The organism is Sphingobium sp. WR1, assembly GCF_059693745.1.
In genome coordinates this window covers 87,933-113,699 of record NZ_JCATID010000002.1, presented here as the reverse complement: position 1 = coordinate 113,699, position 25,767 = coordinate 87,933, and the positions used below count along the sequence as shown (strand labels likewise).

Here is a 25,767-nt window from a genome sequence, read left to right as displayed (position 1 = left end):
GCCATCGGCGCAAAAGTTAAACCTTGGCCTGCGCGGCGATTGTCGCGAACTCCTGCATCAGCGCGAAGGTGAGGCTGCGGGTGGCGATTTCGCGCGCCTTTTCGCGCGGCAGGCCCAGCGCCCCGGCCATTGGCCCGCCCAATTGCGAATCGCCCAACGCCAGCAGCACCAGCATCAGCGTATTGTCGCGGATCAGCTCGCCCATCTGCGGGGTAAGGGCGCTCGCCGCCAGCTTGACGACCAGCCGGTGGATCGCGTCCACCACCGGATCGAGCGCATCCTCATTGCCCGACGCCAGCATCCAGCTCGCCAGCGCGCCGGCGCCTTCGCGGTCGAATGCGTCGAACGTCATGTCGACGATGATGCGGGGTGCGAGTTCGCCGCGCCGCGCCGCGTTCACCGCCTCGCCGATCTTGGCGGTGATCGTGTCGGCCAGATGGCCCGCCAGCGCCTTCTGCAATCCCGCCGCCGACCCGAAATGGTGGAGCAGGTTGGCGTGCGTCCGCCCGATCCGCCCGGCCACCGCCTTCAATGTCACCGCCTGAGGGCCAGCCTCTATCAACAGGTCGCGTGCGGCCTCCACGGCGACGAGGCGGCTTTCATCCGGGCTGAGGCGGGCGCGTTTTATTGACATTGGTGTCAGTAACTCATATTTACATCAGTGTAAGTAATCAGCGGAGCCATCCCATGACCCCGACCGATCTCACCATCACGCCGCGCGACCGCCGTTTCGGACGAGATCGCGCGACGCCACGACATTGGCTGAACGGCGATCCGATCGCCACGGCTTTTTTCAATGCATTATCGATCACTTTCCCCCGCGGCGAGGCCTATTTCATCGAAAGCGTCCGCGCCTTCCGCGACGGCGTGCCGGATCGGCTGGCCGGCGAGATCGCCGCTTTCATCAAGCAGGAGGTCGTCCACAGCCGCGAGCATCTCGCCTTCAACCGGCAGGTGGCGGATCATGGTTATGACGTGTCGCGCCTCGACGCCGACGTGACCATGGTGCTGGACATGGCAAAGCGGCGTCCGCCGATCGTCAGCCTGGCTGCGACCATGGCGCTGGAACATTTCACCGCCATCCTCGCCCATGAGCTGCTTGGCGATCCGCGCCATCTGGAGGGCGCCGACCCGGAGGTCGCAGCGCTGTGGCGGTGGCACGCGGTCGAGGAGATCGAGCATAAGGGCGTCGCGCACGACACATGGATGCACGCGACCCGCGACTGGCCGCGTTTTCGCCGCTGGTGGGTCAAGTCGCTGATGATGTTGATCGTGACGAAGCATTTCCTTCACCATCGCGCGCGCGGCATGGTGGAGTTGCTGCGGCAGGACGGCGTCACCGGGCGGCGCGCCTGGGGCGGATTGCTCCATTATGCGCTGGTGCGGCCGGGCATGTTGCGCCGGGTCGCTCGACCCTGGCTCGGCTATTTCCTGCCGGGTTTCCATCCCTGGAAGGTCGATGACCGCGCGCTCATCGCGCTGGCCGACACGCCCTATGCCGATGCGCGGATGGATGCTGCCCTGACGGTCGCTTGACGGAATGGCGGCGCGGGTTTCTTATGGTTGAATGAGCCAAGCGCCTGTCCTGGACACCATCCGCCTGATCCTGCGCCCGCACCGGGTGGAGGACTATGCGGCCTGCCGCAAGCTGTGGGGTGATACAGAGGTGGTGCGCCATATCGGCGGCCTGCCGCAGGATGCGCAGGCGGTCTGGTTCCGCCTGCTGCGCTATGCCGGCATGTGGCCGATGCTGGGCTATGGCATGTGGGTGATCGAGGAGCGCGACAGCGGCGCCTTCCTGGGCGAAGCCGGCCTGCTCAGCGCCGAACGCGGCCTGCCCGAACTGGAGGGGGTGCCCGAAGCCGGCTGGGTGCTGGCGCCCAATGCCTGGGGCCGGGGGATCGCCACCGAAGCGATGCACGCGGTTCTCGACTGGGCCGACGCCCGTCTCGACGCGCCTTCGCTCCGCTGCATCATCGACCCGGACAATCTGGCGTCGATCAAGGTAGCGGAGAAGCTGGGCTTCAGGCCGTTGATCGATACTGCGCTTGGCGGGAAGCCGACGCGGGTGTTCGATCGCGTGAACCCTGGACATCCTCCCCATTGAGGGGAGGATGTCCAGGGTTCAGGCCGCCATCGCCGGCATGGCGTCGCCATAAAGGTCCATCGCCGGGTCGGCATTTCCTCGCCCGCCTTCGCCTTCTTCGAACAACAGGCAGTCGACCAGCGCGTCGCGGCCCAGGCTGTAGCGCTGCTCGACCCGTCCGGTGAAGCGGAAGCCCAGCTTGCGCAGGACGTTCCCCGATGCGGGATTGTCGGCGAAGTGGCAGGCCCGGATGTCGGCGATGCCGTTGGCCCGCGCCATGCTCAGCACGGCGCGCGCGGCCTCCGTCGCGAAACCCAGCCCCCAATAGGGGCGGGCGATCCAATAGCCCAGCTCGGGCGCGCCCTGCTCGTCCAGATGGATGCCGCATCCGCCGATCAGGCGCGGCGCGCCCTGGGTGCGGCTGAAGGCCAGCAGGCGGGGCAGGCGCGGATGCTGCGGCAGCGCCAGAAAGGCTTGCGCGTCATCCGGCCCATAGGGGTTGGGCGCGCGCGCCAGGTTGCGCAGGACGGCGCCGTCATTGATGGTCTGGGCCAAAACCTGGGCGTCTTCCATCCAGCCGGGACGCAGCAGCAGGCGGGGGGTACGGGCGAACATTCTCGTCTCCTCTTGTGCGCGCCGTTAGCCGCCTTTCATGACGGCTTCACGACGGTCTGTCCTGGATGCTTCCCCGCTCGCACGACGCGCGAGAATGGGTTGAGTTCCAGAGGCTTGAGGGATTTTCGAGGGATATATTCGCCCAACGGAAAAGGGGCGCCCCTCGCATGGAAGGAGCGCCCCTTATTCCCTCGGACCGGGTCTCAGGCCAATGGCCCGACACCCATGAGGGTCGCTCCTGTCGGAGGACGACCCGTCAACAGTCGTCCGTTATTCGGCGGCTTCGGCCATCGCGTCTACCGACACATATTTGCGGCCGAGCTTGCCGGTGTGGAACACCACCTTGCCTTCGCCGAGCGCGAAGAGGGTGTGATCCTTGCCCATGCCGACATTGCGGCCCGGGTACACGCGGGTGCCGCGCTGACGAATGATGATGTTGCCGCCGATCACGTCCTGACCGCCGAACTTCTTGACGCCAAGGCGCTTCGACTCGGAATCGCGACCGTTGCGCGACGAACCGCCAGCTTTCTTATGTGCCATGACCTAAACTCCTTATCTCAGCTGCGCTCAGGCGATCGACACGATCTTGAGGATCGTGTGATTCTGGCGGTGGCCGTTCTTGCGGCGGTAATTGTGACGACGACGCTTCTTGAAGACGATGACCTTCTCGCCCTTCGCCTGCGCGATGATTTCGGCTGCGACGGTCAGCTTGGCCGCGTCCTTCAGGTCGCCGCCTTCACCGGCCAGCAGGACGTCGTCCAGCGTGACCTTGTCGCCGGCTTCGCCAGCCAGCTTTTCAACGACGATCTTGTCTCCGGCGGCGACGCGATACTGCTTGCCGCCCGTGCGCACGATAGCGAACATGGCTTGTCTCTTCTCGTTCAAATCTGCTTTACGCAGATCATCGAGGACAAAGCCTGTCGACCCGCGCGGGAATGTGGCCCGTTAGTGGAATGACTCGATGATGTCAACCGATCCGGGCCAGTATCTGGACTGGTTTTCGGCGCTTTCTTTCCCTATCTTGGCCGGAACCAAGGGAATGACGCGCCACATGCAGCATATGGGACGGGAAAAACGGAAAGGAAGGGCCGGTGTCAACCGTGCCGCGATCCTTGCCGCCGTCTGGACCCTGATCGCCGTCACTCTCCTGTCCGCGCTCGCCCCGCTGGGGCCGCCGCTCAGCCGTCTCAAGGGGTCCGCCTTCAACCCGGCCACCAGCGAGGTGGTGCTCAAGGCGCGCGCGCCTGCGACCGCGCAGGCGGTCCAGCCCATGCGCCCGGATGGAGACGGATCGCCCCCGGTGGCGCTGTGCTGCCTGCTGATCGCACTGGCCGTCGCATTCTTGCGCGTAACGCCCGTCGTTCCGGCATTTTTCGACACGCATCGCCTGGCGCGGCTGAAATCCGGTCGCGCGCACCCTGCCCGGGCGCCTCCCGCCGCTTTCTGACGAATCGGACCTGCCCGTCCCCGACGGGCTTTCGTCGGAAAGAGGAGCCTCTTCCATGCCTCGCAAAAACCAGCGACGCGGCCATCGCCGTCGTCCGCCCTGGTGGTTCATGCCCGCCGTCATGTCGGGCCTTGGCATCGCCGCTGTGGCCCTGTCCGCGGCGATGCTCACCATCGTCGAATGAGCGCTCGCCCGCCCCAATCGGAATTGGTTGAGTCGGGGCTTATCTGTTAGTTTTCCGCCGGATGCGCCATAGAATCGCGGCATCCGGCGACAGGATCGAAAGGCATTCATGCCCCATCACACGCCCCTGATCGGTACGATCGTTGCCGGCCTTGTCGTTGCCTTCATCATGGGCGCCATCGCCCATCGCCTCAAACTTTCGCCGCTGGTCGGTTATCTCATCGCCGGCATCCTGGTCGGTCCCTTCACCCCCGGTTTCGTCGCCGATGCGGGGCTGGCCAACGAACTGGCCGAAATCGGCGTCATCCTGCTGATGTTCGGGGTTGGCCTCCATTTTTCCCTCAAGGACCTGCTGTCGGTGCGGGCGATCGCCGTTCCCGGCGCGCTGGTCCAGATCGCGGTTGCGACCCTGTTGGGCATGGGCCTTGCCTATGTCATGGGCTGGACGCTGATGGGCGGGCTGGTCTTCGGCCTTGCCCTCTCGGTCGCCAGCACCGTCGTCCTGCTGCGCGCGCTTCAGGGCGCCGATCTGGTCGAGACACGGCGGGGGCGGATCGCGGTCGGCTGGCTGATCGTCGAGGATCTGGTGATGGTCCTCGCCCTCGTCTTGCTGCCCGCGCTCGCCAGCGTCATGAACAATGTCGATGGCGGCGGCGGGGCAGGGGCGCTGCTGGGGCCGCTGCTCGGCACCCTGCTCAAGGTGGCGGGCTTCGTCGCGGTGATGCTGATCGTCGGCCGCCGCGTCATCCCCTGGGCGCTGCACTGGGTGGTCCATACCGGATCGCGCGAGCTGTTCCGCCTCGCCGTCCTCGCCATCGCGCTGGGCGTCGCCTTCGGCGCGGCGCTCGCCTTCGACGTGTCCTTCGCGCTGGGCGCTTTCTTCGCCGGCATGATCCTGGGCGAAACGCCGCTCAGCCGCCGCGCCACCGAGGAAACGCTTCCCCTGCGCGACGCCTTTGCGGTGCTGTTCTTCGTGTCGGTCGGGATGCTCTTCAATCCTTCGATCGTGATCGAGCAGCCGCTGCCCCTGCTGGCCACCGTCCTCATCATCGTCATCGGCAAGTCGATCGCCGCCTGGGGCATCGTCCGCGCGTTCGGCCATCCCAATGTCACGGCGCTGACCATCGCCGCCAGCCTCGCCCAGATCGGCGAATTTTCCTTCATCCTCGCGTCCTTGGGTGCGGGCCTGGGCGTCCTGCCGGATGATGCCCGCGACCTGATCCTGGCGGGCGCGATGGTGTCGATCTTCCTCAACCCGATCCTCTTCTCGATGATCGTGCGCGACCATAAGCAGGAAGACGACAACGAAACCGACAATCAGACGCAGCCCGCATCGCCCCGCATCGGCCATGTCATTCTGGTCGGCTATGGCCGGGTCGGCAAGCTGATCGCACGCCGCCTGGCCGAGCAGCATGTCCATTTCGTTGTCGTGGAAGGCGATCCGGAGCGCGTCGAGGAGGCCGAGGAGGCCGGCCTGTCCGTCGTCAAGGGCAATGCGCTGGAGGACAAGCATCTGCTCGCCGCCGGCATCCGCGAGGCGCGCCACCTGCTGATCGCGGTGCCCGAAGGCTTTGAGGGCGGCGCGATCCACGAACATGCGCGGCATCTGAACGCCAGCCTCCAGGTCATCGCCCGCGCCCATTCGGACGCGGAGGTGGCGCATCTGGAGGGGCTGGGCGTGCCCCATGTCGTCATGGGCGAACGCGAACTGGCGGCGCGGATGCTGACGCTCTGCGGGGTGGGGTAGTATATTCCGTTCGTTTCGAGCGAAGTCGAGAAACGGTTCTCGACTTCGCTCAAGACTTTGATGACCTTAGATAAACCCACTTCGTCATTGCGAGCGCAGCGAAGCAATCCACTGGCGCAAACATGGATTGCTTCGCTGCGCTCGCAATGACGATTCAATCCAAAGTCAGCTCGCTCCAACAATTACCCGCGCGGCTTGCGCGGTCCGCCGGGGCGCTTCGGTCCGCCCTTGAAGGGACGGGGCGCATAGCCGCCGGGACCACCGGGGCGCGGGCCGCGATCGTTGGGACGGCTGCCCGCACGCTTGTTATCGCGCGCCTGTTCGCGCGGCGCGCCGTCGATCGGCTCGAACGCCACGTCCGCGCCCTCGTCATTGGCCTCGCCGGTGCGCTTGAGCGCCGACATGAAGCGGCTGGCGATGGCGCGTGGGATTTCGAACATGGTTTCGTTGGTCGTGATGCGGATCGCGCCGATATCCTGACGCGACACATGGCCGCGACGGCAGATCAGCGGCAGGATCCAGCGCGGATCGGCATTCTGGCGACGCCCGATATCCATGCGGAACCATTGCGTGTCCTCGAAGCCCGGACGCGGCCCGTCATTGCGCACGGGCGCTTCGCTGCGGTCCAGCAGCTCCTCGGGCGCGGGCAGGGCGGCGCGGGCGCTCTTGACCAGCATCGCAGCGATTTCCTTGGCGGATTTTTCGGCCAGCAGTTCGGCGCCCAGCGCCCAGTCGGCCTCATCCAGCTCCGCCTTTTCCATCAGCGACGCGCGCAGCCGGGCATTGTCCTGCTCCAATATCGCTTCCCGGCTCGGCGGCGTGCCCCATTCGACCGGAATCTTCGCCCCGCGCAGCATGGATTCGACGCGGCGGCGGCGCGGATAGGGCACGATCAGGACGGCGGTGCCCTTCTTGCCCGCACGCCCTGTGCGGCCCGAACGATGCTGCATCGTCTCGGCGTCGCGCGGCAGCTCGACATGGACGACCAGGCTGAGCGAGGGCAGGTCGATGCCGCGCGCGGCGACATCGGTGGCGACGCAGACCCGCGCCCGCTTGTCGCGCAGAGCCTGCAACGCATGGTTGCGCTCATTCTGGCTATGCTCGCCCGACAGCGCCACGGCGGCGAAACCACGCTCGGTCAGGCTGCTATGGAGGTGGCGCACATTGTCGCGGGTGGCACAGAACAGGATCGCCGTCTCCGCCTCATGGTAGCGCAGCAGGTTCACCACCGCATTCTCGATGTCCGACGGGGCGACCGTCACCGCCTGATAGCTGATGTCGCCATGGCCGCGCTCCTCGCTCATGGTCGAGATGCGCAGCGCGTCGCGCTGGTAGCGCTTGGCAAGCGCAACGATCGGCTTGGGCATGGTGGCGGAGAAAAGCAAAGTGCGGCGCTGTTCGGGCGCGCCGTCCAATATCTCCTCCAGATCCTCGCGGAAGCCCATGTCGAGCATCTCGTCGGCTTCGTCCAGCACCACGGTGCGTAGCGCCGACAGGTCGAGCGCGCCGCGCTCCAGATGGTCGCGCAGGCGGCCCGGCGTGCCGACGACGATATGGGTGCCGTGGCTGAGGTTGCGGCGCTCCTTGGCGGCGTCCATGCCGCCGACGCAGGTGGCGATGCGGGCGCGCGCCGCGCCATAGAGCCATTCCAGCTCGCGGCTGACCTGCAACGCCAGTTCGCGCGTCGGCGCGATCACCAGCGCCAGCGGCTTTTCCGGCATGGGCAGGCGGTCGGCCTCGCCCAGCAGCTCGCCCGCCATGGCAAGGCCGAAGGCGACGGTCTTGCCCGATCCGGTCTGCGCCGACACCAGCAGGTCGCGGCCATGCGCTTCCGCCTGCGTGACTTCGGACTGGACGGGGGTGAGCGCTTCATAGCCCTTGGCGGCGAGCGCCTGCGCAAGGAGGGCGGGGAGAGTTTCAAAAGGCATGTTCTTGTTTTCCATCGGTAAAAGCGACCCGCCATAACCGACGGATACGAAAAGACCGTTCATGTTCCCGATCGCGGGAACTCAGGGGAAGGTCACGCCCCTGATTCCAAAATCCTCCCCTGGAAGGGAAGGGGGACCGCCAGCGAAGCTGGTGGTGGAGGGGTGTCCCCCTGTCGAGAGGCTGACACCCCTCCGTCTGGCCTTTGGCCATCCACCTCCCCTTACAGGGGAGGATAAGCTATGTCGCGCCCACAAAATAAGAAGGCCGCCTTCCCCCGCAAGGAGGGAAAGCGGCCCTTGTATCTCTTATCCGCGAGGGATCAGATCGAGGCGACTTCCGCCACATCGACCTTCACGCCCGGACCCATCGAGGACGACAGGGCGATCTTGCGGACATATTTACCCTTCGAACCCGACGGCTTCGCCTTGACGATCGCGTCGACGAAGGCGTCGAAATTCTTGCGCAGGTCTTCGGCCGAGAAGCTCGCCTTGCCGAGGCCCGCGTGGATGATGCCGGCCTTTTCGACGCGGAATTCGATCTGACCGCCCTTGGCGGCCTTCACGGCTTCGGCGACGTTCGGGGTGACGGTGCCCAGCTTCGGGTTCGGCATCAGGCCCTTGGGCCCCAGAACCTTACCCAGGCGACCGACCAGACCCATCATGTCGGGGGTGGCGATCACGCGCTGGAAGTCGATGTTGCCGGCCTGGATCGATTCGAGCAGGTCTTCGGCACCCACGATGTCGGCGCCAGCGGCGGTCGCGGCGTCAGCCTTGTCGCCACGGGCGAACACGGCGACGCGGACGTCCTTGCCGGTGCCGGCGGGCAGGGTGACGACGCCACGGACCATCTGGTCGGCGTGACGCGGGTCGACGCCCAGGTTGATCGCGATTTCGACGCTCTCGTCGAACTTGGCGGTCGCATGGGTCTTGATCAGGCCCAGCGCTTCATTGACGCCGTGCAGCTTTTCCTTGTCAACGGCAGCGGCCAGGGCCTTCGCCTTCTTCGTCAGCTTTGCCATGGTCTTAGCCCTCCACCACTTCGAGGCCCATCGCGCGGGCGGAGCCTTCGATGATCTTCGTCGCCGCGTCGATGTCGTTCGCGTTCAGGTCGACCATCTTGGTCTGCGCGATTTCGGCGAGCTGGGCGCGGGTGATCTTGCCGGCGACGACCTTACCCGGTTCCTTGGAACCCGACTTCAGGTTGACGGCCTTCTTGATCAGATAGGTGGCCGGCGGCATCTTCGTGACGAAGCTGAACGAACGGTCGGCATAGACGGTGATGATGGTCGGCAGCGGGGTGCCCTTTTCCATCTTGTCCGTCGAGGCGTTGAACGCCTTGCAGAATTCCATGATGTTCACGCCGCGCTGGCCCAAAGCGGGGCCGATCGGCGGCGAGGGGTTGGCGGCTCCGGCGGGCACCTGGAGCTTGATATAGCCCGTAATCTTCTTGGCCATTGTCACTCACTCTGTAGCTGGCGGATCTGCAGGCAAATCCGCCCGTTCAAGTTTAGCGGTCGAACGGCCTTCCGAAGAAAGCCTCCCGCGCATGTCCCTGCTGCCCTGGAGGGCGGCATGGAAGCGCGGGCCTATAGCGACCTTTCCCCTCAAAGGGAAGGGGGGAATTGGTGGGTTGGAAATTCCGCATTCGGCCGGTTTTAAACGGGGGCGATACAAGATGTCGCAATGACGGCGACGGATGTGTCATGCCTTCAATGTAAAAAGGGTCGCCGGCCTGGCAGGCTGGCGACCCTTTTGATATCTGCCCCGCGGACGGTTACTTCGACAGTTCGACCTGCTCGAAGTCCAGCTCGACCGGAGTGGCGCGGCCGAAGATCGACACTGACACCTTGACCCGGTTCTTTTCGAAATCCAGTTCCTCGACCACGCCGTTGAAGCTGGCGAAGGGGCCGTCCAGCACCTTGACGCTGTCGCCGATCTCGTAATCGACATTGACCTTGTGCTTGGGCGCGGCCTCGGCTTCCTTCTGGGCGCCGAAATAGCGGGCGGCGTCCGCCTCGCTGATTGCCTGCGGCTTGCCGCTCGATCCCAGGAAGCCCGTCACCTTGGGCGTGTTCTTCACCAGGTGATAGATGTCGTCGTTCATCGCCAGCTTGGCGAGGACATAGCCGGGCATGAACTTGCGCTCGACCTGCACCTTCTTGCCGCGCTTCACTTCGGTCACGGTTTCGGTGGGCACTTCCACCTGCTCGACCAGCTGGGAGAGGCCCATGCGCTCGGCTTCGGACAGGATCGATTCCTTGACCTTGTTTTCGAAGCCCGAATAGGCGTGGATGATGTACCAGCGCGCCATGTTACCGTGTCAAACTCCTGTTCAGAGCGTCTTGCTCAACGACCCGCCGCAACGCTCAGCAACCACTGAACGATCGCGCCGAAGAAAGTGTCGATGCCGAAGAAGAAGAGGCCGAGCAGCGTCGTCATGATGACGACCATCACGCCGGTCATCAGCGTCTCGCGGCCGGTCGGCCAGACGATCTTCTTCGCTTCGGTCTGCACCTGATTGACGAATTCGCTGGGGGAAACCTTCGCCATCGCCTGCCTTCTAAATCGTCAAAACCAACACCAATTCGCGAAGCAACAGTCCGCCCTCCCGATCCCGCCCTGTCTGGCGTCCGGGGGTGCGGCCGCTTGCTCCGCGACCTTGCTTCGCCGGCCTATATGGCCGCGATTTCTTAACCAGCGGACGTTCCGTCCGCTTCGAAATCGCTCAGCGCACTTAGCCGCGAACTCTTGGTTTTTCAAGGGTTCGCGGCCAGTTCGCCTGGCAGGAGTGGAGGGACTCGAACCCCCGGCATTCGGTTTTGGAGACCGACGCTCTACCAACTGAGCTACACTCCTGCACTGACCGGAGCCAGCGAAGGACGGCGCTTTAGCGTGGCCAGACGGGGAGGGCAAGCGCGATTATGCGGCTTTTTGCATCGGCTCCGCGACCTGCGTGTCGGCGCTCGTCTGCCGCTCGGCCTCCGCATTGATCTGCGCGCCCAGCAGCACGACATAGGCGGACACGAACAGCCACAGCTGCAACACCACGACCGCGCCCAGCGATCCGTAGGTTTCGTTATAATTGCCGAAACGCGAGACATAGAAGGACACGCCCAGCGTCGCGGCCAGCCAGAAGATCGTCGCCGTCACCGATCCCACCGTCAGCCATTGCCACTGCGCCTTGCGCCGATGCGGCCCGAACCGGTAGATGAGCGCGAAGATGGCGCTGGCGAGCAGTCCGGCGCTGACCCATGTCACTGCCTTGATCGCGAAGATCACGCCGGTTCCCCATCCGGTCAGCAGCTTCTGGATCAGGCCGATGACCGTCGCGGTGACGACGCCCGCCACCACCACCAGCACGGCGGAAAAGGTGATGCCCATCGACACCCGGTACAGCGCGATGATGCCCCGCGCCTCCTGCGACGCATAGACGATATTGAGCGCCTCCATGATGGCGGTCGCGGCCCGCGTCGCGCCATAGACCGCAAGGGCGAGCGCAATGACCAGTCCCAGCCCGGTGGTGCCCTTGGCCGCGGATACGACCCCGATCAGCTGGTCGTTGATGAGTGTTGCGGCGTCGCTGGGCACTACGGTGATGATCGCGGCCATGTGGCGCTGGACCAGGGCGGGATCGCCGATCAGGCCATAGGTCAACACCACCGCGGCCAGCAGCGGTGCGATCGACAGGAAGGCATAATAGGCGACGCCGGCGGACAACAGGCCCAGATGATTGCCGGATATGGCCGCGTAGACGCGCTTCAATATCTCCCACCAGGCGCGGGGCGGTATCTTCCACGGCGCATCGACATGCACCTGCTGCGCGACGGTTGCGGTCATCATCTTCCCCTGTTGGTCAAAGGGCAAGCGCGTGAGGGGGAAGGGGGTTCCACGCGCCGCCCCGAACCCGGCTTGGAGTATGATGACTTCACATTGATCCACCCCGTCATTGCGAGCGCAGCGAGCCTTCGGCTCGCTGCGCTCGCAATGACGATTCAAGGAAATGTCATCCCGCTCTTGCGCGCATTTTTCAAACCGACGCTCAGCCCTTGCCGATCTTGTCCGCGTAGAGCATCCGCCCCGGTCCCAGCAGGCCCAGCACCTGCGGGACGATATGCGGGGCGACGGCGAAACAGCCTTCGGATCGGCCGCATTTGCCCCAGGCGGCGACATGGTCCTCGCTCACATAGTCCGCGCCATGGATGACGATCGCGCGCGCTTCCGCATTGCTGTTCTGCGGGTCGAGGCCGAGCAGGCGCATCGAGCGGCCATGCTGGCCAAAATACATCTCGCCCGTCCTGAACGCGCCCTGGCTGCTGGCGAGCGAATCGAATTCGTTGGAGAAGCTGTGCAGCCAGCCCGAATGGGCGGGGTCGGACCCGCGCCCGTGCGAGACGAGATAGCTGCTGGTCTGCCCACCGATCAGGTCGACGATGTGCATCCGCATATCCTTTGACGGGGCGTCGAAATCGACGATCGCCACCCGGTCGCGCAGGGTGAAATGATGCGCATGATCGTCCAGCGCGGCCTTGGCCCGCTCCAGCAGCGCGGCATAGGGTTTTTGCGCGACGGCGCGCGGCGTGGCGGGAACCCGGGCGGGACTTGCGGGTTGAAGCCCCGAACCTCCGGCCGCCGTTGTCGGCGGCGCGGCACGCCCCATGCTGTCGTGCAGAAACGAAAAAGCGAGTCCGCTTAAAGCGAACTTCGTGAAATTGCGGCGATCCATGCGCCCGGTATAGCAAAGCTGACGCCCCGATTGAAGACCGGGGCGCGCAGACTTATTCGCCCGTGCCGCTCGATTCATCCGCGGGCCGGCTCTGCTCGCCGCCTTCGGGCAGGCGTGCGGTCATGCCGGTGGCTTCTGCATCATCCTGAATTTGCTGCTGTTCCGAAATGGCGGGCGGCGGCGCGACCGGAGTCGCGGCGGCATTGTTCTGCGGTTCGGGCGGCGGGGCTTCGGGTTCCTTGACGATCACATTTTCGACCGGCGGCTCGACCAGATTATTGGTGACGGCCGGTGCTTCCTCTTCCTTCTTGCCGCAAGCGGAAAGGGCGAGGGCGCCGGCCAGGGCGATCAGGGCGAATTTGCGCATGGGAAAATATCAGTCCTTCGATGCGAGGGTGGAAGACGGGGCTGCGGTGGGATCGAGCCGGCGGCTCGACGCCTCGATCTTCTGCGCGAGCAGCTTGTCCCAGCCATAGGGGTCGGCGCGGAAGCTGACCGTGCCGTTGTTGCTGGCGAAGGCGGTCCAGTAAAGCAGATAGACCGCCACCTGCTGCGGCAGGGAGACGCGCTGGGTCTTGCCCTCGTCGATCAGCGTCTGAATCTGGCCGTTGAGATTGGGGTCGGCGGCGACCATCTTCTCGGCCAGCGCCACCGGCTTTTCCAGGCGGATGCAGCCATGGCTGGCGAGCCGGTCATAGCTGGAGAATTTCCCGCGCGACGGGGTGTCGTGCAGATAGACGGCGAAGGGATTGTTGAAGTCGAACTTCAGCCGGCCAAGCGCGCTGTTGGGGCCGGCCGGCTGCACGATGCGCTCGCCACCCTCGGGCGTCTTGACGATCTTGTAGCCCTGCCGGGCCAGGGCGGCGCGTCCCTTGGGGAATAATTCCCGCCGGGCGATCGACATCGGCACGTTCCAGGGCGGATTGACGACGATCGAATGGATGCTGGACGACAGCATCGGCGTCGCATTGTCGGGGCTGCCGGTGACGGCGCGCATCGAACTGACCGGCTGGTCGCCTTCGAACACGGTCAGCACGGCGGCGGCGATGTTCACCTGCACGCGGTTGACCGGCAGGCTGCGCGGCATCCAGCGCCAGCGCTCCATATTGGCCATGATCGCGCCGATGCGGTCGTCCACGCCGACATTGAGCGCTTCAAGCGTGCGTGTGCCCAGATGGCCGGTGGGTTCCAGCCCGTAGCGGCGCTGGGCGCGCTGGATCACGTCGACCAGATTTTCGTCCGGCGTGACGGCGGGATCTTCCAGCGCGATCCGCTTGCGCACCACATCGGGCGAGGATGTGGCGGTCAGCGTCGGCCAGCCGCCCTTGTCCCGGATCGCCTCATATTTGGCGAGGCCCTTGCGCAGCGTCTCGTAACCCGCCCAGGGTGGGGTCAGGCCATTGGCCCATTGCTGCAGCCGATCCTCCGCCACCGCCTTGGCAAGGCCGGGCCGCGGATCGACCGTGGCCGGACGCAGCGCCCAAATATTGAGAAAGTCGGCCGTGTCGACCCGGCCGGTGCCGAGCGCCTTGGCCCGGTCGAGCAGCGCGCTGATCAGCGCCGGGCCGCTGAGCGGGCCGCTCGCCTTCTGCCGGGCCATCAACCCCTGGGCCGCGCCGGTCTTGAGCCAGTCGTTCGCCCAGGCCTCCTGCGCCGGCGACAGGGCCGGGATCGGCACGGGCGGGGGCGGCGGGGGAAGCGGCTGGACCAGCGGTGGCGTAGGCAGGGTCGGAACGACGGCGGGCGGCGGGGTCTGCGCCGCGGCGGGCACCGAGCCGAAACCAACAAGCGCCAGCAGCGAAAAACGGATCAAATCGGGATGGTTCATGCTGGACCAGATAGCGCAAAGCCGCCATCGTTCAAATCGCGATAGCGGGAAAAGATCATGCTGCACGTTGTTCACCATCCCGCCTATGTCTCTCCTGCAACACCCGGCGGCGCTTTTCGTTTCGACAAATATGGCCTGGTGATGGAGGCGTTGCGCGAAAGCGCCGCCCCTTATGTGGTGCATGAGCCACAGCCGATGCCGCGCGAATGGATCGCGGCGGTGCATGATCCGGCCTATGTGGATCAGGTGCTGACCCTGACGGTGCCGGCCGAAAAGGCGCGGCGGATCGGCTTTCCGGTGACGGAACGGGTCATGCGCCGCTCGATGCTGTCGCCGGGCGGCACCTGGTTGGCGGCCCGGCTGGCGCAGGTCCATGGCTATGCCGCCAATGCTGCGGGCGGGAGCCATCATGCGCTGGCCGATACCGGCGCTGGCTATTGCGTGTTCAACGACCTGGCGATCGCGGCCAACCGGCTGATCGCGGAAGGCGACGCCGCCCGCATCCTCATCCTGGACCTGGATGTGCATCAGGGGGACGGCACAGCGTCCCTGCTGGCGGGGCGCGACGATATTTTCACTCTGTCGGTCCATGCGGAAAAGAATTTCCCGGCGCGCAAGGCGCGCTCGACGCTCGACATCGGGCTGGAGGACGGGACGGGCGACGCCGCCTATCTCGCGATGCTGGCGGATGTCCTGCCGGGCGTGCTGGACGATTTCGCGCCCGACCTGATCCTCTATCAGGCCGGGGTCGATCCCCATTGCGAGGACAGGCTGGGGCGACTGGCGCTGAGCGATTCGGGTCTGGCCGCGCGCGATCGTTATGTCATGCGGCAGGCGCGCGGGCGTGGGATGCCGGTGGCCAGCACGATGGGCGGCGGCTATGGCGCCGACCGGATGGCCATAGCCCGCCGTCATGCCGCCTGCATGATCCGCATGGCGGAAGAGGCGCGATGGCCGATCGACGTCAGTGAAGTGTATCGGTAGCCGCCGTCCTGCCCTCCATCAGCTTCGCCGCGATCAGGCCCGCCAGCGCCAGCGCCACGAAATCGCTGAAGGCGAGATAGAGGATATAGCCCCAGGGCGCGTGGTTGAAGACGGCCTGGCCGATATGCAGCCACAGCACCGCCGCCAGCGCGAAGAGGATGGCGACGCGCGCCCGGCTGGCGAAATCGGCGACGGCGAAGCGCAGCGCCAGCGCGATCACCACGCCGACGACCAGCGAGAGGATGAGGCCGCCGATCAGGCTCGCGCCGTCCATTACCGGAAAGCCGTTGCTGTTGTAGAAGATCTGCGCCACCGGCCCGCGGCCATAGAGGATGGTGCCCTGCGCGGTCGACGGATCGGGGATGACATAGACGCCGGTGCCGGTGGGCGTCAGCGCCTGCGCCATCGCCGCCTGCAAATTGGCGCTGGCCTGCGCTTCGGCACGGCTCAGCGCCAGCGCGCTCAAGGGCGTGCCCCAGAAGATGAAGCCGGTGATGAACATGGCCAGGCCACCCAGCAGGCCGCCGACAAGAGAACGAACCATCATGCCTCCCCCTTTTCGTGATGCGAAGCTGACGCATCAACGCAAGACGGGCAAGATTTTTCCCGCAAGATTTTCCGGGGTGGCGGGATCAATCCTGGGGGCGGGCGGCCTTTTCGGCGATACCCGACACGCCTTCGCGCCGGTCCAGCTCGTCCAGCACCGCGTCGAACGGCACGTCGAGATCGGCAAGCAGCACCATCAGATGGAAAAGCAGGTCGGCGCTTTCGCCGATCGCCCCGTCACGGTCGTTCGCCATCGCGGCGATGACGGTTTCGACCGCTTCCTCGCCCAGCTTCTGCGCGATCTTGGCGCGGCCCTTGGCGGTGAGCCTGGCGACATAGGAGGCCGACGGGTCGGCGGTCCGACGCTGGCGGATGGTCTGTTCGAGAGTCTGAAGGGTCGCGCGCATGAAGCGCATCAAGCGCCGTGCGCGCGACCCGTCAAATCATTTCTGCCAGATCAGTTTTTCTTGCGGCGCGCGAAGAGCACGCGGCCGGCCAGCACGGCCGAGCCCATGGCGAACAGCGCCATCTGTTCCGGCTCGGGCACCGGCGTCGGATCGCCGCCCGACGAACCGCCACCCGACGAACTCGTGCCGCCGCTGCTGCTGGACGAACCGCCGCTCGAAGAGCCGGTGTCGCACTTGCCGAACCAGCACCACCAGGTCGCCTGGGCAGGCGCGGGCACGGCGGCGCCCATCAGGCCGGCGGCGCCGGCGGCGAGAAGCATCTTGGTCAATTTCATCACATTACCCCCTTGGCGTCGAACCATGATCGGTTGCACTCGATCTGTCCCGATTAAAGCAGGGTTCGTGCCACAGACGTGAACTGACGAATTTCCGCTGAAAATAATGGTTAACAAGCGGCGGGATATCATGGTTAATGTAAAGTAAATCGACGCTTTCAGGCGGTGCGCACGGGCACGCCGGCGGCCGCCAGCGCGCGGTGCGCCTGTGCGATCGTGTGTTGGCCGAAATGGAAGATGGACGCGGCCAGCACCGCGCTGGCATGGCCCTGCACCACGCCTTCGACCAGATGGTCGAGCGTGCCGACGCCGCCGCTGGCGATCACCGGGATCGATACGGCGTCCGCGATCGTGCGGGTGAGCGCGAGATCATAGCCCTGCTTGGTGCCGTCGCCGTCCATCGAGGTGACGAGCAACTCGCCCGCGCCCAGTTCGGCGAGGCGCAGCGCGTGCGCCAGCGCGTCGATCCCGGTGGGCTTGCGCCCGCCATGGGTGAAGATTTCCCATTTCCCCTCGCCGACGCGCCGAGCGTCGACCGATCCGACGATGCACTGGCTGCCGAAACGGTCGGCGATATCGGCGACCAGTTCGGGCCGGGCGACCGCCGCGCTGTTGACCGCGACCTTGTCCGCCCCGGCCAGCAGCAGCGCGCGCGCATCTTCCGCGCTGCGCACGCCGCCGCCCACGGTGACGGGCATGAAGCAGACTTCGGCGGTGCGGCGCACCACGTCGAGGATGGTGCCGCGTGCTTCATGCGTGGCCGTGATGTCGAGGAAGCAGAGTTCGTCGGCGCCCGCCGCGTCGTAGAGTTTGGCCTGCTCCACCGGATCGCCGGCGTCCTTGAGGTCGACGAAATTGACGCCCTTGACCACGCGGCCATTGGCGACGTCGAGGCAGGGGATGACGCGGGTGCGGACGGTCATTGAAACAGCTTCCCAAATCCGTTCGGTTCGAGCTTGTCGAGAACCCGCGTGCAACGGTTCTCGACAAGCTCGAACCGAACGGGGAAGGCGGCGTATGGGTTCAAGCCGCCGCCTGCGCGACCGCCAGCGCGGTCCTGAGGTCCAGGCGGCCATCATACAGCGCCCGGCCGGTGATGACACCCTCAATCCCCTCGTCGGCATGGAGGCTCAATATGCGGATGTCGGCGATCCCCGCGACCCCGCCGCTGGCGATCACCGGAATGTCGGTGGCGCGGGCGAGGTCCACCGTCGCGTCGACATTGCAGCCCTTGAGCAGCCCGTCGCGACCGACATCGGTGAAGAGCAGGCTGGCGACGCCGGCATCCTCGAACCGGCGGGCGAGGTCGATGACCGGCATGTCGGACTTTTCCGCCCAGCCGTCGGTGGCGACGAAGCCGTCGCGCGCATCGACCGCGACGACGATGCCGCCGGGAAAGTCGCGTGCCGCCGCCTTGACGAAGGCCGGGTCCTTCAGCGCCGCCGTGCCGATCACGATGCGCGAGACGCCGAGGTCGAACCAGCGTTCCACCGCTTCGCGGTTACGGATGCCGCCGCCAAGCTGCACATGGCCGGGAAAGGCCTCGACGATCGCCTCGACCGCCTCGGCATTGACCGCATGACCGGCGAAGCTGCCGTCCAGATCGACGACATGCAGATGCTGCGCGCCGGCCTGCGCGAACAGCAGCGCCTGCGCGGCTGGATTGTCGCCATAGACGGTGGCGCGGTCCATGTCGCCTTCGGCGAGGCGGACGACCTGCCCCCCTTTGAGGTCGATGGCGGGAAAGACGATGAGGCTCATATCAACATCCGTTCGTGTCGAGCGAAGTCGAGACACAGGTAGCGCGCACGGTTCTCGACAGGCTCGAACCGAACGGGGGGTGGTATTGGATCACGGCCGCCAATCCAGAAAGCGCGCGAGGAAGGACAGGCCGTAGCGCTGGCTCTTTTCCGGGTGGAACTGGCAGCCGATGATGGTGTCGCGTGCGACCGCGGCGACCAGCGGCCCGCCATGGTCGGTCGTGGCGGCGACATGCGCCGGGTCGGCGACCGCATAATGATAGCTGTGCAGGAAATAGGCCTCGCCCGCCTCCAGCAGGGGCGGCGCGCCGTTCAGCCGCACATCGTTCCAGCCCATATGCGGCACCTTGATCGCGGCGTCGTTCGGCTCGATCAGGCGCACCGTGCCGGCTATCCAGCCCAGCCCCTCATGCCGTCCGAATTCCTCACCCGCGTCGGCGAGCAGCTGCATCCCCACGCACACCCCCAGAAAGGGCGTGCCGCGTCTGTTCACCGCCTCGTTCATGGCGTCCACCATGCCCGGAATCGCCACCAGCGCGTCGCGGCACGCGCGAAAGGCGCCCACGCCCGGCAGGACGATGCGGTCGGCCTTCGCCACCACATCGGCATCGGCGGTGATGGTCACATTCTCCGCGCCCGCCTTGCGCAGCGCGTTATGGACCGAATGGAGATTGCCCGCGCCATAATCGATAAGGGCGATATGGGTCACAACATCCCCTTGGTCGAGGGAATCGCATCCGCCTTGCGCGGGTCGATCTCCACCGCCTGGCGCAGCGCGCGGGCGAGGCCCTTGAACGCGCTTTCGACGATATGATGATTGTTGCTGCCGTAGAGATTTTCGATGTGCAGCGTGATGCCGGCCGCCTGGGCGAAGCTGTGGAAGAAATGCTCCACCATCTCCGTGTCCCATTCGCCGATCTTGTGCACGGTGAAGGGCAGTTTGCAGACCAGCCAGGGGCGGCCCGAAATGTCGAGCGCCACCCGGGTCAGCGTTTCGTCCATCGGCGAATAGACGCTGCCGTAGCGGCTGATGCCGCGCTTGTCGCCCAGCGCCTTGGCCACCGCCTCGCCGATGGCGATCGCCGTATCCTCGGTGGTGTGATGCTGGTCGACATGCAGGTCGCCCACGGTCTTCACGTCCATGTCGATCAGCGAATGACGCGACAGCTGTTCGACCATATGGTCGAGGAAGCCGATGCCCGTCGAAACGGTATAAATGCCCGTCCCGTCAAGATTGACGGTGACGTCGATCTGGGTTTCCGCCGTGTTGCGGTGAATCTCGGCCTTGCGCATGGCCGCCCTATAGCGCTTCGCGCCGGCCTTGCAATCTGCTCGTGCAGGGCTTGACCCTCTGTTTCGTGCCGCTAGGACATTGGGGCATGAGTGATGATCTGCCCGACAGCTTGATTCCCTATGACGAAATCGTGCAGGAGGCCCTGCGCGCGGTCGTCGGCCGGGTGCTGGGCGAGGTGCAGCAGACCGGCGGTCTGCCGGGCGCGCATCATTTCTACATCACCTTCAAGACCCAGGCGCCGGGCGTCGACATCCCCAAGCATCTGATCGAGCGTTTCCCGGACGAAATGACGATCGTGCTCCAGAATAAATTCTGGGATCTGAAGGTCAGCGACGTGCATTTCGAGGTCAGCCTGACCTTCAACCAGGTGGCCGCGCACCTCGTCATCCCCTTCAGCGCGATCACCGCCTTCGTCGATCCGGCGGTCAACTTCGCGCTCCAGTTCCAGGTCCAGGCCGACGAACCGCCCGAGCCGCATGACGAGGCGGAGAATGATGCGCCGTCGGTGAAGACGGAGGATGGCTCCAACGTCGTGACGGTGGACTTCGGCAAGAAGAAATAAGGGAAAGCGCCGCGAAGGCGGGGTTTTTCTTTTTTTTAGACTCGGATGAATTCATCTCGTCATTGCGAGCGAAGCGAAGCAATCCATAGCGCGTGACCATGGATTGCTTCGCTTCGCTCGCAATGACGATTCAATCCAAAGTCATCTCGCTATAAGACAGGGGCTTTCGGCCGGTTCGGCCCGAACGGTCCGGGGCGGACCGCCTATTCCGACAGGGCGATGTCCATGTCGGCCAGCGCCAGCCGCAGCAGTTCGGCCATGGCGTCGCGCGCCGCCGCGGTGTCGCGCGCGGCGATCGCCCGGTGCACGGCCTGATGGTCGGGCAGGGGGTCGCGCGGCAGCAGCTTTTTGCGATGCTTGAATGTCGTGGTCCAGCTGACCGCCGCCCCCACCGAACTCGCCAGCGCCTCCAGCGCGTCATTATGCGTGGCGGCCAGGATGGCGTGATGGAACCGCTGGTCGGCGGCGCGGCCCTCGGGCGTGGAAAGGCCATAGCGCCCCATCTCCGCCAGGGCCGCGTCCATCACCGCCAGCTGCTCCTCGGTGCGGCGGCGCGCGGCGAATTCGGCGGCGGCGGGTTCGATCACGCCACGCAGTTCGAACAGGTCGCGGATGAAATGGGCGTCCGGCTCGCCAGCAAACATCCAGGCGAGCATTTCGGGGTCCAGCACGTTCCAGCGCGCGCGGGGCAGGACGCGGGTGCCGGCCTTGGGCCGGCTTTCCAGCATCCCCTTGGCGATCAGGATGCGCACGGCCTCCCGATAGGCGGTGCGCGATACGCCCAGGCGCTCGGACGCCTCGATCTCGCCCTCGAACAGGTCGCCGGGCTTGTGCTTGCCGGTCAATATGGCGGTGCCCAGATCGCGGGCGATCGCCTGATGGATGCGGAGCGCGCCTTCGTCCGATCCGAACGGTCCGTCCTGTCGCGCGCTCCCCATGCTTCTTCCCTTTATGTCAGTCCTCAAACGCAGCCGTAGGGCAATGCCGTCCGCAAAGGAAGGCATCGGCCACCAAACGCAGCGGCGCGGTGTCGGCGTCGATCGCCTTGTCCGCCACCAGCCCGACGAAGCGGCGATACATGGACGGATATTCCTCGTCCGGCGCCTTCATCTGCACTTCGCCGTCGAGGCGCAGGCTGTTGCCGCCTTCGGACAGGAGCAGGCTGCCCTTGTCGGTCTCGACCGCGATGTCCCACGTCTGTGGCCCGCTCTGGCGCCAGTCGAACACCGTGTCGATCGCCGCGCCCGAAGCCGTCGCCATGGCCAGCGTCGCGCCGATCGGCGCCTGCTTGTTCGACGGCACTTCGAGGGAGGCGGACAGGACGGTGATCGGCTCGCCGACGATCTCGGTCAGGATCGACAGGGCGTTGATGCCCGGATCGAACACGCCGAAACCGCCCGCTTCCCAGATCCAGGGCTGGCCCGGATGCCAGTGGCGCACATCCTCGCGCCACTGGATGTCGATCCGCTCCACCTTGCGCTCGGCGATCCACGCCTTGGCCTGGGCCACGGCGGCGGCGTAGCGGCTGTGCCAGCTGGCATAGAGCGTCACGCCCTGGCGCTGGGCCAGCGCGGTCAGCGCCTCCACTTCGGACACGGTCGCGCCCGGCGGCTTTTCCAGGAAGACATGCTTGCCCGCCAGCAGCGCCTGCCGCGCCGCCTGATAGCGGACCTGCGGCGGCTGGCAGAGGATGACGGCGTCCAGATCGGCTTCGCCCGCCAGCATCGCGCCAAGGTCGGGATAGTTGTTCACCCCTTCCCCCTGCGCGTTGCGGCTGGCGACGGCGACCAGTTCGATGCCGTCGATCTTGTCGATCGCGGGCAGATGCTGGTCGCGCGCGATCTTGCCGAGGCCGACGAGACCTGCCCGGATCGTCATGCTGCGACTTCCAGCCTGCCTTCGATGCGGCGCGTCAGGCCCCAGGGGTTGGCGTCCTGCAACGCGGCGGGCAGCAGCGCGTCCGGCACGTCCTGATAGCAGACGGGGCGCAGGAAGCGCATCATCGCCAGCGTGCCGACCGAGGTGGAGCGGCCATCGGCGGTCGACGGGAAGGGACCGCCATGGACCATGGCATGGGTCACTTCGACGCCGGTGGGCCAGCCGTTGGTCAGGATGCGACCGACCTTGCGCGACAGGGTAGGGAGCAGTCTGGTGGCGTCGCCTTCATCGCCTTCGCCGATCTGGAGCGTCGCGGTCAGCTGGCCTTCCAGACCCGCGATGGTCGCGATGATCTCTTCGATGCTGGCGCAGCGGATCAGGACCGACGACGAACCGAAGACTTCTTCGGACAGCACCGGGTTGGACGCGAAGGTCGCGCTGTCGGTCGCGAAGAAAGCGGCCTGGCCACGGTTCACGCCTTCCGGGTCGGTGCCGCGGGCGATGGTGGTGACGCCTTCCGCGCCGACCAGCGCAGCGACGCCCTTTTCATAGGCGTCGTGGATGCCGGGCGTCAGCATGACCTGCGGCGCGGCGCCCGAGAGCGCGGCGGCGGCGGCGGCGACGAATTTGTCGAGGTCCGGGCCGTCGAGCGCGATGACTAGGCCGGGGTTGGTGCAGAATTGGCCCGACCCCATGGTCAGCGAGCCGACGAAGGCGGCGCCCATGGCTTCGGCGCGCGACGCGAGCGCGCCGGGCAGCAGCACGACCGGGTTGATCGACGACATTTCGGCATAGACCGGGATCGGCTCGGCGCGTTCGGCGGCGATCTTCATCAGCGCCGTGCCGCCGCCGCGCGAACCGGTGAAGCCCACGGCCTTGATGCGAGGATCGGCGACCAGCGACCCGCCCAGCGCGCGGTTGGCACCCGGCAGGTAGGAGAAGACCCCTTCATGCAGGCCGCAAGCCTTGACCGCCGCCTGGATGGCGCGGGCGACCAGTTCGCCGGTGCCGGGATGGGCGCTGTGGCCCTTGACGATAACGGGCGAGCCGGCGGCGAAGGCGGCGGCGGTGTCACCACCGGCGACCGAGAAGGCGAGCGGGAAGTTGGACGCGCCGAACACGGCGACGGGGCCGACCGAATGGTTGACGCGGCGCAGGTCCGCGCGCGGCAGCGGCGCGCGATCGGGCAGCGCCTTGTCGATGGTGGCGTCGAGCCAGTCGCCCAGGCGCACATAGCTGGCGAACAGGCGCAGCTGGCCGATGGTGCGGCCACGCTCGCCCTCCAGACGGGCGCGCGGCAGGCCGGTTTCGGCCATGGCGGTTTCGATCAGCAGGTCGCCGATGCCCATGATATTGTCGGCCACGGTTTCCATGAAGGTCGCGCGGGCGTCCGGCGACAGGGTCGAAAAGCTTTCGAACGCGGCGTCGGCCAGCGCGGCCGCTTCATCGACTTGCGGGGGCATGGCGCTGGAGAAGGCGACCTCGCCCTTTTCGCCGGTGGCCGGGTTGATCGCGTAGAAAGGCTCACCGCCGTTGCGCTCGCGCGCGCCGATGAGGATGGCTCCGTTGAACATGGGATGTTCTCCTGTGGGAATCGGGAAGAGAGATTGCTCAGTGATTGTCGCGCGGCAGGCCCATGGTCTGGGCGATGCGCTGATATTTCTCCGCGCCTTCCAGGATGGCGCCGCTGTTCATCTGGCCGACGACCGAGCGCTGGATTTCCTGCCAGGGGGTCTGCGAGGCGGGATATTGATAGCCGCCCTCGGCCACCAGCTTCGCGCGGCGCGCTTCCAGTTCCGCGTCGGAAATCAGAACGTTCACTGTGCCGGCCTTCAGGTCCATGCGAACCCGGTCGCCGGTTTCCAGCAGGGCGAGGCCACCCATCGCCGCCGCTTCGGGCGAGGCGTTGAGGATGGAGGGGCTACCCGACGTGCCCGACTGGCGGCCGTCGCCGATGCAGGGCAGGGCGGACACGCCTTCGGTGATGAGATAGGCGGGCGGACGCATGTTCACGACTTCTGCCGCGCCCGGATAACCGATCGGGCCGGCGCCGCGCATGAACAGCAGCGTGTCGGGGGTGATGCCGGTGGCCGGATCGTCGATGCGGTGGTGATAATCCTCCGGCCCGTCGAACACGACCGCCGGGCCTTCAAAGGCTTCGGGATCGTCCGGGTTGGACAGATAGCGGTCGCGAAATTCCTGGCTGATGACGCTGGTCTTCATCACCGCCGCGTCGAACAGATTGCCCGACAGGACCAGGAAGCCCGCTTCTTCCTTCAGCGGCCGGTTGAAGGGGCGGATGACCTTCTCATCCTCTATCTCCACGCCCTTGCAATTTTCGCCCATGGTCTTGCCATTGACGGTCATCGCGCCCTCGCGGATCAGGCCCTGATCGATCAGCTGGCTGATGACGGCGGGCAGGCCGCCGGCGCGGTAATAATCCTCGCCCAGATATTCGCCGGCCGGCTGCATGTTGACCAGCAGCGGCACCTTGTGCCCGACCGTCTCCCAATCCTTGAGCGGTAGCTCGACGCCCATGTGGCGGGCGATGGCGGCCAGGTGGATCGGCGCGTTGGTCGAACCGCCGATCGCCGAGTTGGCGACGATGGCGTTGTGGAAGGCGTCGAGCGTCATGATGTCGGAGGGCTTGAGGTCCTCATGCACCATTTCCACGATGCGCTTGCCGGTGCGATAGGCGGCTTCCTGACGGTCGCGATAGGGGGCGGGGATCGCCGCGCTGCCCGGCAGCATCATGCCCAGCGCTTCGGCCAGCGCATTCATGGTGCTGGCGGTGCCCATGGTGTTGCAGAAACCGGTCGAGGGCGCCGACGACGCGACCAGCTTGATGAAGCCTTCGTCGTCGATCTTGCCGGCGGCCAGCAATTGACGGCCATGCCACACGATCGTGCCCGATCCGGTGCGCTCGCCCTTGTGCCAGCCATTGAGCATCGGGCCGACCGACAGGGCGATCGCCGGGATGTTGACGGTGGCGGCGGCCATCAGCAGCGCCGGGGTGGTCTTGTCGCAGCCGGTGGTCAGGATCACGCCGTCGAGCGGATAGCCGTACAGGGCCTCGACCAGGCCCAGATAGGCCAGGTTGCGGTCAAGTCCTGCGGTCGGACGCTTGCCGGTTTCCTGGATCGGATGGACGGGAAATTCGAGGGCGATGCCGCCCATTTCGCGAATGCCTTCGCGCATCCGCTCGGCCAGCACGATATGATGGCGGTTGCAGGGCGACAGGTCGCTGCCGGTCTGGGCGATGCCGATGATCGGCTTGCCGCTGCGCAATTCTTCCAGGCTGAGGCCGAAGTTCAGGTAACGCTCCAGATAGAGCGAGGTCATGTCGATATTGTCTGGGTTGTCGAACCAGGCGCGGCTGCGCAGCTTCGGGGCAGTCTTGGGCGAATCGCTCATTGAGGCATCCTGACGAAAAAAGACGGGGCG

General features: G+C 66.0%; 31 protein-coding genes and 1 tRNA gene. 7 read left to right on the top strand and 25 right to left on the bottom strand.

What is annotated here, in order from left to right; translation table 11 throughout:
* Positions 1–16: 16 nt before the first annotated feature.
* Positions 17–634, bottom strand: coding sequence for a TetR/AcrR family transcriptional regulator (locus AC58EF_RS02985; protein ID WP_497274380.1), 618 nt, complete (start codon positions 632–634; stop codon positions 17–19).
* 53 nt (positions 635–687) lie between these two features.
* Here AC58EF_RS02985 and AC58EF_RS02980 point away from each other — a divergent pair, with 53 nt between their 5' ends.
* Together AC58EF_RS02980 and AC58EF_RS02975 are read left to right on the top strand one after the other, a co-directional pair.
* Positions 688–1,536, top strand: coding sequence for a metal-dependent hydrolase (locus tag AC58EF_RS02980; RefSeq protein ID WP_497274378.1), 849 nt, complete (start codon positions 688–690; stop codon positions 1,534–1,536).
* 31 nt (positions 1,537–1,567) lie between these two features.
* Positions 1,568–2,107 (top strand): GNAT family N-acetyltransferase, encoded by a 540-nt coding sequence (locus AC58EF_RS02975; RefSeq protein WP_497274377.1) that lies wholly within the window; start codon positions 1,568–1,570, stop codon positions 2,105–2,107.
* 18 nt (positions 2,108–2,125) lie between these two features.
* Here AC58EF_RS02975 and AC58EF_RS02970 read toward each other — a convergent pair whose 3' ends face one another.
* The 3 genes from AC58EF_RS02970 to rplU form a co-directional block, all read right to left on the bottom strand.
* A complete protein-coding gene (locus tag AC58EF_RS02970; protein ID WP_497274375.1) occupies positions 2,126–2,701 on the bottom strand; it encodes a GNAT family N-acetyltransferase in 576 nt (191 codons plus the stop codon).
* A gap of 270 nt (positions 2,702–2,971) precedes the next feature.
* Positions 2,972–3,241 (bottom strand): 50S ribosomal protein L27, encoded by a 270-nt coding sequence (gene rpmA, locus AC58EF_RS02965; protein ID WP_009822431.1) that lies wholly within the window; start codon positions 3,239–3,241, stop codon positions 2,972–2,974.
* A gap of 27 nt (positions 3,242–3,268) precedes the next feature.
* A complete protein-coding gene (gene rplU, locus AC58EF_RS02960; RefSeq protein ID WP_004207901.1) occupies positions 3,269–3,565 on the bottom strand; it encodes a 50S ribosomal protein L21 in 297 nt (98 codons plus the stop codon).
* 175 nt (positions 3,566–3,740) lie between these two features.
* On the opposite strand from rplU, the gene AC58EF_RS02955 reads away from it, so the two are divergent.
* The 3 genes from AC58EF_RS02955 (at position 3,741) to ybaL (ending at position 6,078) form a co-directional block, all read left to right on the top strand.
* Positions 3,741–4,148, top strand: a complete 408-nt coding sequence (locus AC58EF_RS02955; protein ID WP_497274371.1) for a hypothetical protein — start codon at positions 3,741–3,743, stop codon at positions 4,146–4,148.
* A gap of 55 nt (positions 4,149–4,203) precedes the next feature.
* A complete protein-coding gene (locus tag AC58EF_RS02950; RefSeq protein ID WP_497274369.1) occupies positions 4,204–4,332 on the top strand; it encodes a hypothetical protein in 129 nt (42 codons plus the stop codon).
* A gap of 108 nt (positions 4,333–4,440) precedes the next feature.
* Positions 4,441–6,078, top strand: a complete 1,638-nt coding sequence (gene ybaL / locus AC58EF_RS02945; RefSeq protein WP_497274367.1) for a YbaL family putative K(+) efflux transporter — start codon at positions 4,441–4,443, stop codon at positions 6,076–6,078.
* A 182-nt stretch (positions 6,079–6,260) separates the two neighbouring features.
* Here the strand turns inward: ybaL and AC58EF_RS02940 are convergent, their stop codons facing one another.
* The 10 genes from AC58EF_RS02940 to AC58EF_RS02895 form a co-directional block, all read right to left on the bottom strand.
* Entirely contained in the window at positions 6,261–8,006 is a 1,746-nt protein-coding gene (locus tag AC58EF_RS02940) for a DEAD/DEAH box helicase (protein WP_497274366.1), read from the bottom strand.
* A 320-nt stretch (positions 8,007–8,326) separates the two neighbouring features.
* Positions 8,327–9,025 carry a 50S ribosomal protein L1 gene (gene rplA / locus AC58EF_RS02935; protein WP_497274364.1) on the bottom strand — a complete coding sequence of 233 codons (699 nt, stop codon included), beginning with the start codon at positions 9,023–9,025 and terminating at the stop codon, positions 8,327–8,329.
* A gap of 4 nt (positions 9,026–9,029) precedes the next feature.
* A complete protein-coding gene (gene rplK, locus AC58EF_RS02930; protein ID WP_497274363.1) occupies positions 9,030–9,461 on the bottom strand; it encodes a 50S ribosomal protein L11 in 432 nt (143 codons plus the stop codon).
* A gap of 319 nt (positions 9,462–9,780) precedes the next feature.
* Positions 9,781–10,317: a transcription termination/antitermination protein NusG gene (gene nusG / locus AC58EF_RS02925; protein ID WP_179041269.1), complete on the bottom strand. Its 537-nt coding sequence runs from the start codon at positions 10,315–10,317 to the stop codon at positions 9,781–9,783.
* A 35-nt stretch (positions 10,318–10,352) separates the two neighbouring features.
* Positions 10,353–10,556: a preprotein translocase subunit SecE gene (gene secE / locus AC58EF_RS02920; protein ID WP_497274361.1), complete on the bottom strand. Its 204-nt coding sequence runs from the start codon at positions 10,554–10,556 to the stop codon at positions 10,353–10,355.
* 230 nt (positions 10,557–10,786) lie between these two features.
* A tRNA-Trp gene (locus AC58EF_RS02915) sits at positions 10,787–10,862 on the bottom strand.
* Positions 10,863–10,925: 63 nt separating this feature from the next.
* Positions 10,926–11,843, bottom strand: a complete 918-nt coding sequence (locus AC58EF_RS02910) for a YihY/virulence factor BrkB family protein (protein WP_497274359.1) — start codon at positions 11,841–11,843, stop codon at positions 10,926–10,928.
* Positions 11,844–12,045: 202 nt separating this feature from the next.
* Positions 12,046–12,729 (bottom strand): murein L,D-transpeptidase catalytic domain family protein, encoded by a 684-nt coding sequence (locus tag AC58EF_RS02905; protein WP_497274357.1) that lies wholly within the window; start codon positions 12,727–12,729, stop codon positions 12,046–12,048.
* A 52-nt stretch (positions 12,730–12,781) separates the two neighbouring features.
* Positions 12,782–13,096, bottom strand: a complete 315-nt coding sequence (locus AC58EF_RS02900; protein ID WP_497274355.1) for a hypothetical protein — start codon at positions 13,094–13,096, stop codon at positions 12,782–12,784.
* A 9-nt stretch (positions 13,097–13,105) separates the two neighbouring features.
* Entirely contained in the window at positions 13,106–14,557 is a 1,452-nt protein-coding gene (locus tag AC58EF_RS02895) for a L,D-transpeptidase family protein (protein ID WP_497274353.1), read from the bottom strand.
* A 57-nt stretch (positions 14,558–14,614) separates the two neighbouring features.
* On the opposite strand from AC58EF_RS02895, the gene AC58EF_RS02890 reads away from it, so the two are divergent.
* Complete coding sequence (locus AC58EF_RS02890; protein WP_497274351.1) at positions 14,615–15,541, top strand: histone deacetylase family protein; 927 nt, start codon at positions 14,615–14,617, stop codon at positions 15,539–15,541.
* On the opposite strand, the gene AC58EF_RS02885 is transcribed toward AC58EF_RS02890, so the two are convergent.
* From AC58EF_RS02885 to hisB, 7 genes are all read right to left on the bottom strand, one after another.
* Entirely contained in the window at positions 15,522–16,088 is a 567-nt protein-coding gene (locus AC58EF_RS02885) for a hypothetical protein (protein ID WP_497274349.1), read from the bottom strand. The two genes, AC58EF_RS02890 and AC58EF_RS02885, sit on opposite strands and share 20 nt — an antisense overlap.
* An 85-nt stretch (positions 16,089–16,173) precedes the next feature.
* Entirely contained in the window at positions 16,174–16,494 is a 321-nt protein-coding gene (locus AC58EF_RS02880; RefSeq protein WP_497274348.1) for a phosphoribosyl-ATP diphosphatase, read from the bottom strand.
* 50 nt (positions 16,495–16,544) lie between these two features.
* On the bottom strand, positions 16,545–16,829 hold the full coding sequence (locus AC58EF_RS02875) for a PEP-CTERM sorting domain-containing protein (RefSeq protein ID WP_497274347.1): 285 nt from the start codon (positions 16,827–16,829) through the stop codon (positions 16,545–16,547).
* A 158-nt stretch (positions 16,830–16,987) separates the two neighbouring features.
* Positions 16,988–17,752, bottom strand: a complete 765-nt coding sequence (hisF, locus tag AC58EF_RS02870) for an imidazole glycerol phosphate synthase subunit HisF (RefSeq protein ID WP_497274345.1) — start codon at positions 17,750–17,752, stop codon at positions 16,988–16,990.
* 100 nt (positions 17,753–17,852) lie between these two features.
* The gene (gene hisA, locus AC58EF_RS02865) at positions 17,853–18,590 is read right to left on the bottom strand and encodes a 1-(5-phosphoribosyl)-5-[(5-phosphoribosylamino)methylideneamino]imidazole-4-carboxamide isomerase (protein ID WP_497274342.1); all 738 of its coding nucleotides are present in this window, start codon (positions 18,588–18,590) and stop codon (positions 17,853–17,855) included.
* A gap of 90 nt (positions 18,591–18,680) precedes the next feature.
* Positions 18,681–19,298: an imidazole glycerol phosphate synthase subunit HisH gene (hisH, locus tag AC58EF_RS02860; RefSeq protein ID WP_497274340.1), complete on the bottom strand. Its 618-nt coding sequence runs from the start codon at positions 19,296–19,298 to the stop codon at positions 18,681–18,683.
* The gene (hisB, locus tag AC58EF_RS02855; protein WP_497274338.1) at positions 19,295–19,882 is read right to left on the bottom strand and encodes an imidazoleglycerol-phosphate dehydratase HisB; all 588 of its coding nucleotides are present in this window, start codon (positions 19,880–19,882) and stop codon (positions 19,295–19,297) included. Before hisB ends, hisH begins: the two co-directional genes overlap by 4 nt.
* 86 nt (positions 19,883–19,968) lie before the next feature.
* Between hisB and AC58EF_RS02850 the strand changes: the two genes are divergently transcribed.
* Positions 19,969–20,445, top strand: a complete 477-nt coding sequence (locus AC58EF_RS02850; protein ID WP_497274336.1) for an SspB family protein — start codon at positions 19,969–19,971, stop codon at positions 20,443–20,445.
* A gap of 203 nt (positions 20,446–20,648) precedes the next feature.
* On the opposite strand, the gene AC58EF_RS02845 is transcribed toward AC58EF_RS02850, so the two are convergent.
* From AC58EF_RS02845 to AC58EF_RS02830, 4 genes are read right to left on the bottom strand one after another with little or no spacing between them, the layout of a single operon-like run.
* Positions 20,649–21,383, bottom strand: a complete 735-nt coding sequence (locus AC58EF_RS02845; protein ID WP_497274335.1) for a FadR/GntR family transcriptional regulator — start codon at positions 21,381–21,383, stop codon at positions 20,649–20,651.
* A gap of 16 nt (positions 21,384–21,399) precedes the next feature.
* The gene (locus AC58EF_RS02840; RefSeq protein WP_497274333.1) at positions 21,400–22,323 is read right to left on the bottom strand and encodes a Gfo/Idh/MocA family protein; all 924 of its coding nucleotides are present in this window, start codon (positions 22,321–22,323) and stop codon (positions 21,400–21,402) included.
* Entirely contained in the window at positions 22,320–23,897 is a 1,578-nt protein-coding gene (locus tag AC58EF_RS02835) for an aldehyde dehydrogenase (NADP(+)) (RefSeq protein WP_497274331.1), read from the bottom strand. The genes AC58EF_RS02840 and AC58EF_RS02835 overlap by 4 nt, the downstream gene beginning before the upstream one ends.
* 37 nt (positions 23,898–23,934) lie before the next feature.
* Positions 23,935–25,737: an IlvD/Edd family dehydratase gene (locus tag AC58EF_RS02830; protein ID WP_497274330.1), complete on the bottom strand. Its 1,803-nt coding sequence runs from the start codon at positions 25,735–25,737 to the stop codon at positions 23,935–23,937.
* Between the last annotated feature and the right edge of the window lie 30 nt (positions 25,738–25,767).

Bases quoted from the DNA above. Each gene is read 5' to 3' on its own strand.
- AC58EF_RS02940 (WP_497274366.1), bottom strand. From the start codon at position 8,006: ATGCCTTTTGAAACTCTCCCCGCCCTCCTTGCGCAGGCGCTCGCCGCC.
- hisB (WP_497274338.1), bottom strand. From the start codon at position 19,882: ATGCGCAAGGCCGAGATTCACCGCAACACGGCGGAAACCCAGATCGAC.
- AC58EF_RS02835 (WP_497274331.1), bottom strand. From the start codon at position 23,897: ATGTTCAACGGAGCCATCCTCATCGGCGCGCGCGAGCGCAACGGCGGT.
- rplU (WP_004207901.1), bottom strand. From the start codon at position 3,565: ATGTTCGCTATCGTGCGCACGGGCGGCAAGCAGTATCGCGTCGCCGCC.
- AC58EF_RS02845 (WP_497274335.1), bottom strand. From the start codon at position 21,383: ATGGGGAGCGCGCGACAGGACGGACCGTTCGGATCGGACGAAGGCGCG.
- AC58EF_RS02910 (WP_497274359.1), bottom strand. From the start codon at position 11,843: ATGACCGCAACCGTCGCGCAGCAGGTGCATGTCGATGCGCCGTGGAAG.
- AC58EF_RS02955 (WP_497274371.1), top strand. From the start codon at position 3,741: ATGACGCGCCACATGCAGCATATGGGACGGGAAAAACGGAAAGGAAGG.
- rplA (WP_497274364.1), bottom strand. From the start codon at position 9,025: ATGGCAAAGCTGACGAAGAAGGCGAAGGCCCTGGCCGCTGCCGTTGAC.
- AC58EF_RS02875 (WP_497274347.1), bottom strand. From the start codon at position 16,829: ATGAAATTGACCAAGATGCTTCTCGCCGCCGGCGCCGCCGGCCTGATG.
- AC58EF_RS02970 (WP_497274375.1), bottom strand. From the start codon at position 2,701: ATGTTCGCCCGTACCCCCCGCCTGCTGCTGCGTCCCGGCTGGATGGAA.
- AC58EF_RS02890 (WP_497274351.1), top strand. From the start codon at position 14,615: ATGCTGCACGTTGTTCACCATCCCGCCTATGTCTCTCCTGCAACACCC.
- hisF (WP_497274345.1), bottom strand. From the start codon at position 17,752: ATGACCGTCCGCACCCGCGTCATCCCCTGCCTCGACGTCGCCAATGGC.
- AC58EF_RS02880 (WP_497274348.1), bottom strand. From the start codon at position 16,494: ATGCGCGCGACCCTTCAGACTCTCGAACAGACCATCCGCCAGCGTCGG.
- AC58EF_RS02850 (WP_497274336.1), top strand. From the start codon at position 19,969: ATGAGTGATGATCTGCCCGACAGCTTGATTCCCTATGACGAAATCGTG.
- rpmA (WP_009822431.1), bottom strand. From the start codon at position 3,241: ATGGCACATAAGAAAGCTGGCGGTTCGTCGCGCAACGGTCGCGATTCC.
- AC58EF_RS02830 (WP_497274330.1), bottom strand. From the start codon at position 25,737: ATGAGCGATTCGCCCAAGACTGCCCCGAAGCTGCGCAGCCGCGCCTGG.
- AC58EF_RS02980 (WP_497274378.1), top strand. From the start codon at position 688: ATGACCCCGACCGATCTCACCATCACGCCGCGCGACCGCCGTTTCGGA.
- AC58EF_RS02975 (WP_497274377.1), top strand. From the start codon at position 1,568: ATGAGCCAAGCGCCTGTCCTGGACACCATCCGCCTGATCCTGCGCCCG.
- AC58EF_RS02885 (WP_497274349.1), bottom strand. From the start codon at position 16,088: ATGATGGTTCGTTCTCTTGTCGGCGGCCTGCTGGGTGGCCTGGCCATG.
- secE (WP_497274361.1), bottom strand. From the start codon at position 10,556: ATGGCGAAGGTTTCCCCCAGCGAATTCGTCAATCAGGTGCAGACCGAA.
- ybaL (WP_497274367.1), top strand. From the start codon at position 4,441: ATGCCCCATCACACGCCCCTGATCGGTACGATCGTTGCCGGCCTTGTC.
- nusG (WP_179041269.1), bottom strand. From the start codon at position 10,317: ATGGCGCGCTGGTACATCATCCACGCCTATTCGGGCTTCGAAAACAAG.
- hisA (WP_497274342.1), bottom strand. From the start codon at position 18,590: ATGAGCCTCATCGTCTTTCCCGCCATCGACCTCAAAGGGGGGCAGGTC.
- AC58EF_RS02905 (WP_497274357.1), bottom strand. From the start codon at position 12,729: ATGGATCGCCGCAATTTCACGAAGTTCGCTTTAAGCGGACTCGCTTTT.
- AC58EF_RS02895 (WP_497274353.1), bottom strand. From the start codon at position 14,557: ATGAACCATCCCGATTTGATCCGTTTTTCGCTGCTGGCGCTTGTTGGT.
- AC58EF_RS02985 (WP_497274380.1), bottom strand. From the start codon at position 634: ATGTCAATAAAACGCGCCCGCCTCAGCCCGGATGAAAGCCGCCTCGTC.
- AC58EF_RS02900 (WP_497274355.1), bottom strand. From the start codon at position 13,096: ATGCGCAAATTCGCCCTGATCGCCCTGGCCGGCGCCCTCGCCCTTTCC.
- AC58EF_RS02840 (WP_497274333.1), bottom strand. From the start codon at position 22,323: ATGACGATCCGGGCAGGTCTCGTCGGCCTCGGCAAGATCGCGCGCGAC.
- rplK (WP_497274363.1), bottom strand. From the start codon at position 9,461: ATGGCCAAGAAGATTACGGGCTATATCAAGCTCCAGGTGCCCGCCGGA.
- AC58EF_RS02950 (WP_497274369.1), top strand. From the start codon at position 4,204: ATGCCTCGCAAAAACCAGCGACGCGGCCATCGCCGTCGTCCGCCCTGG.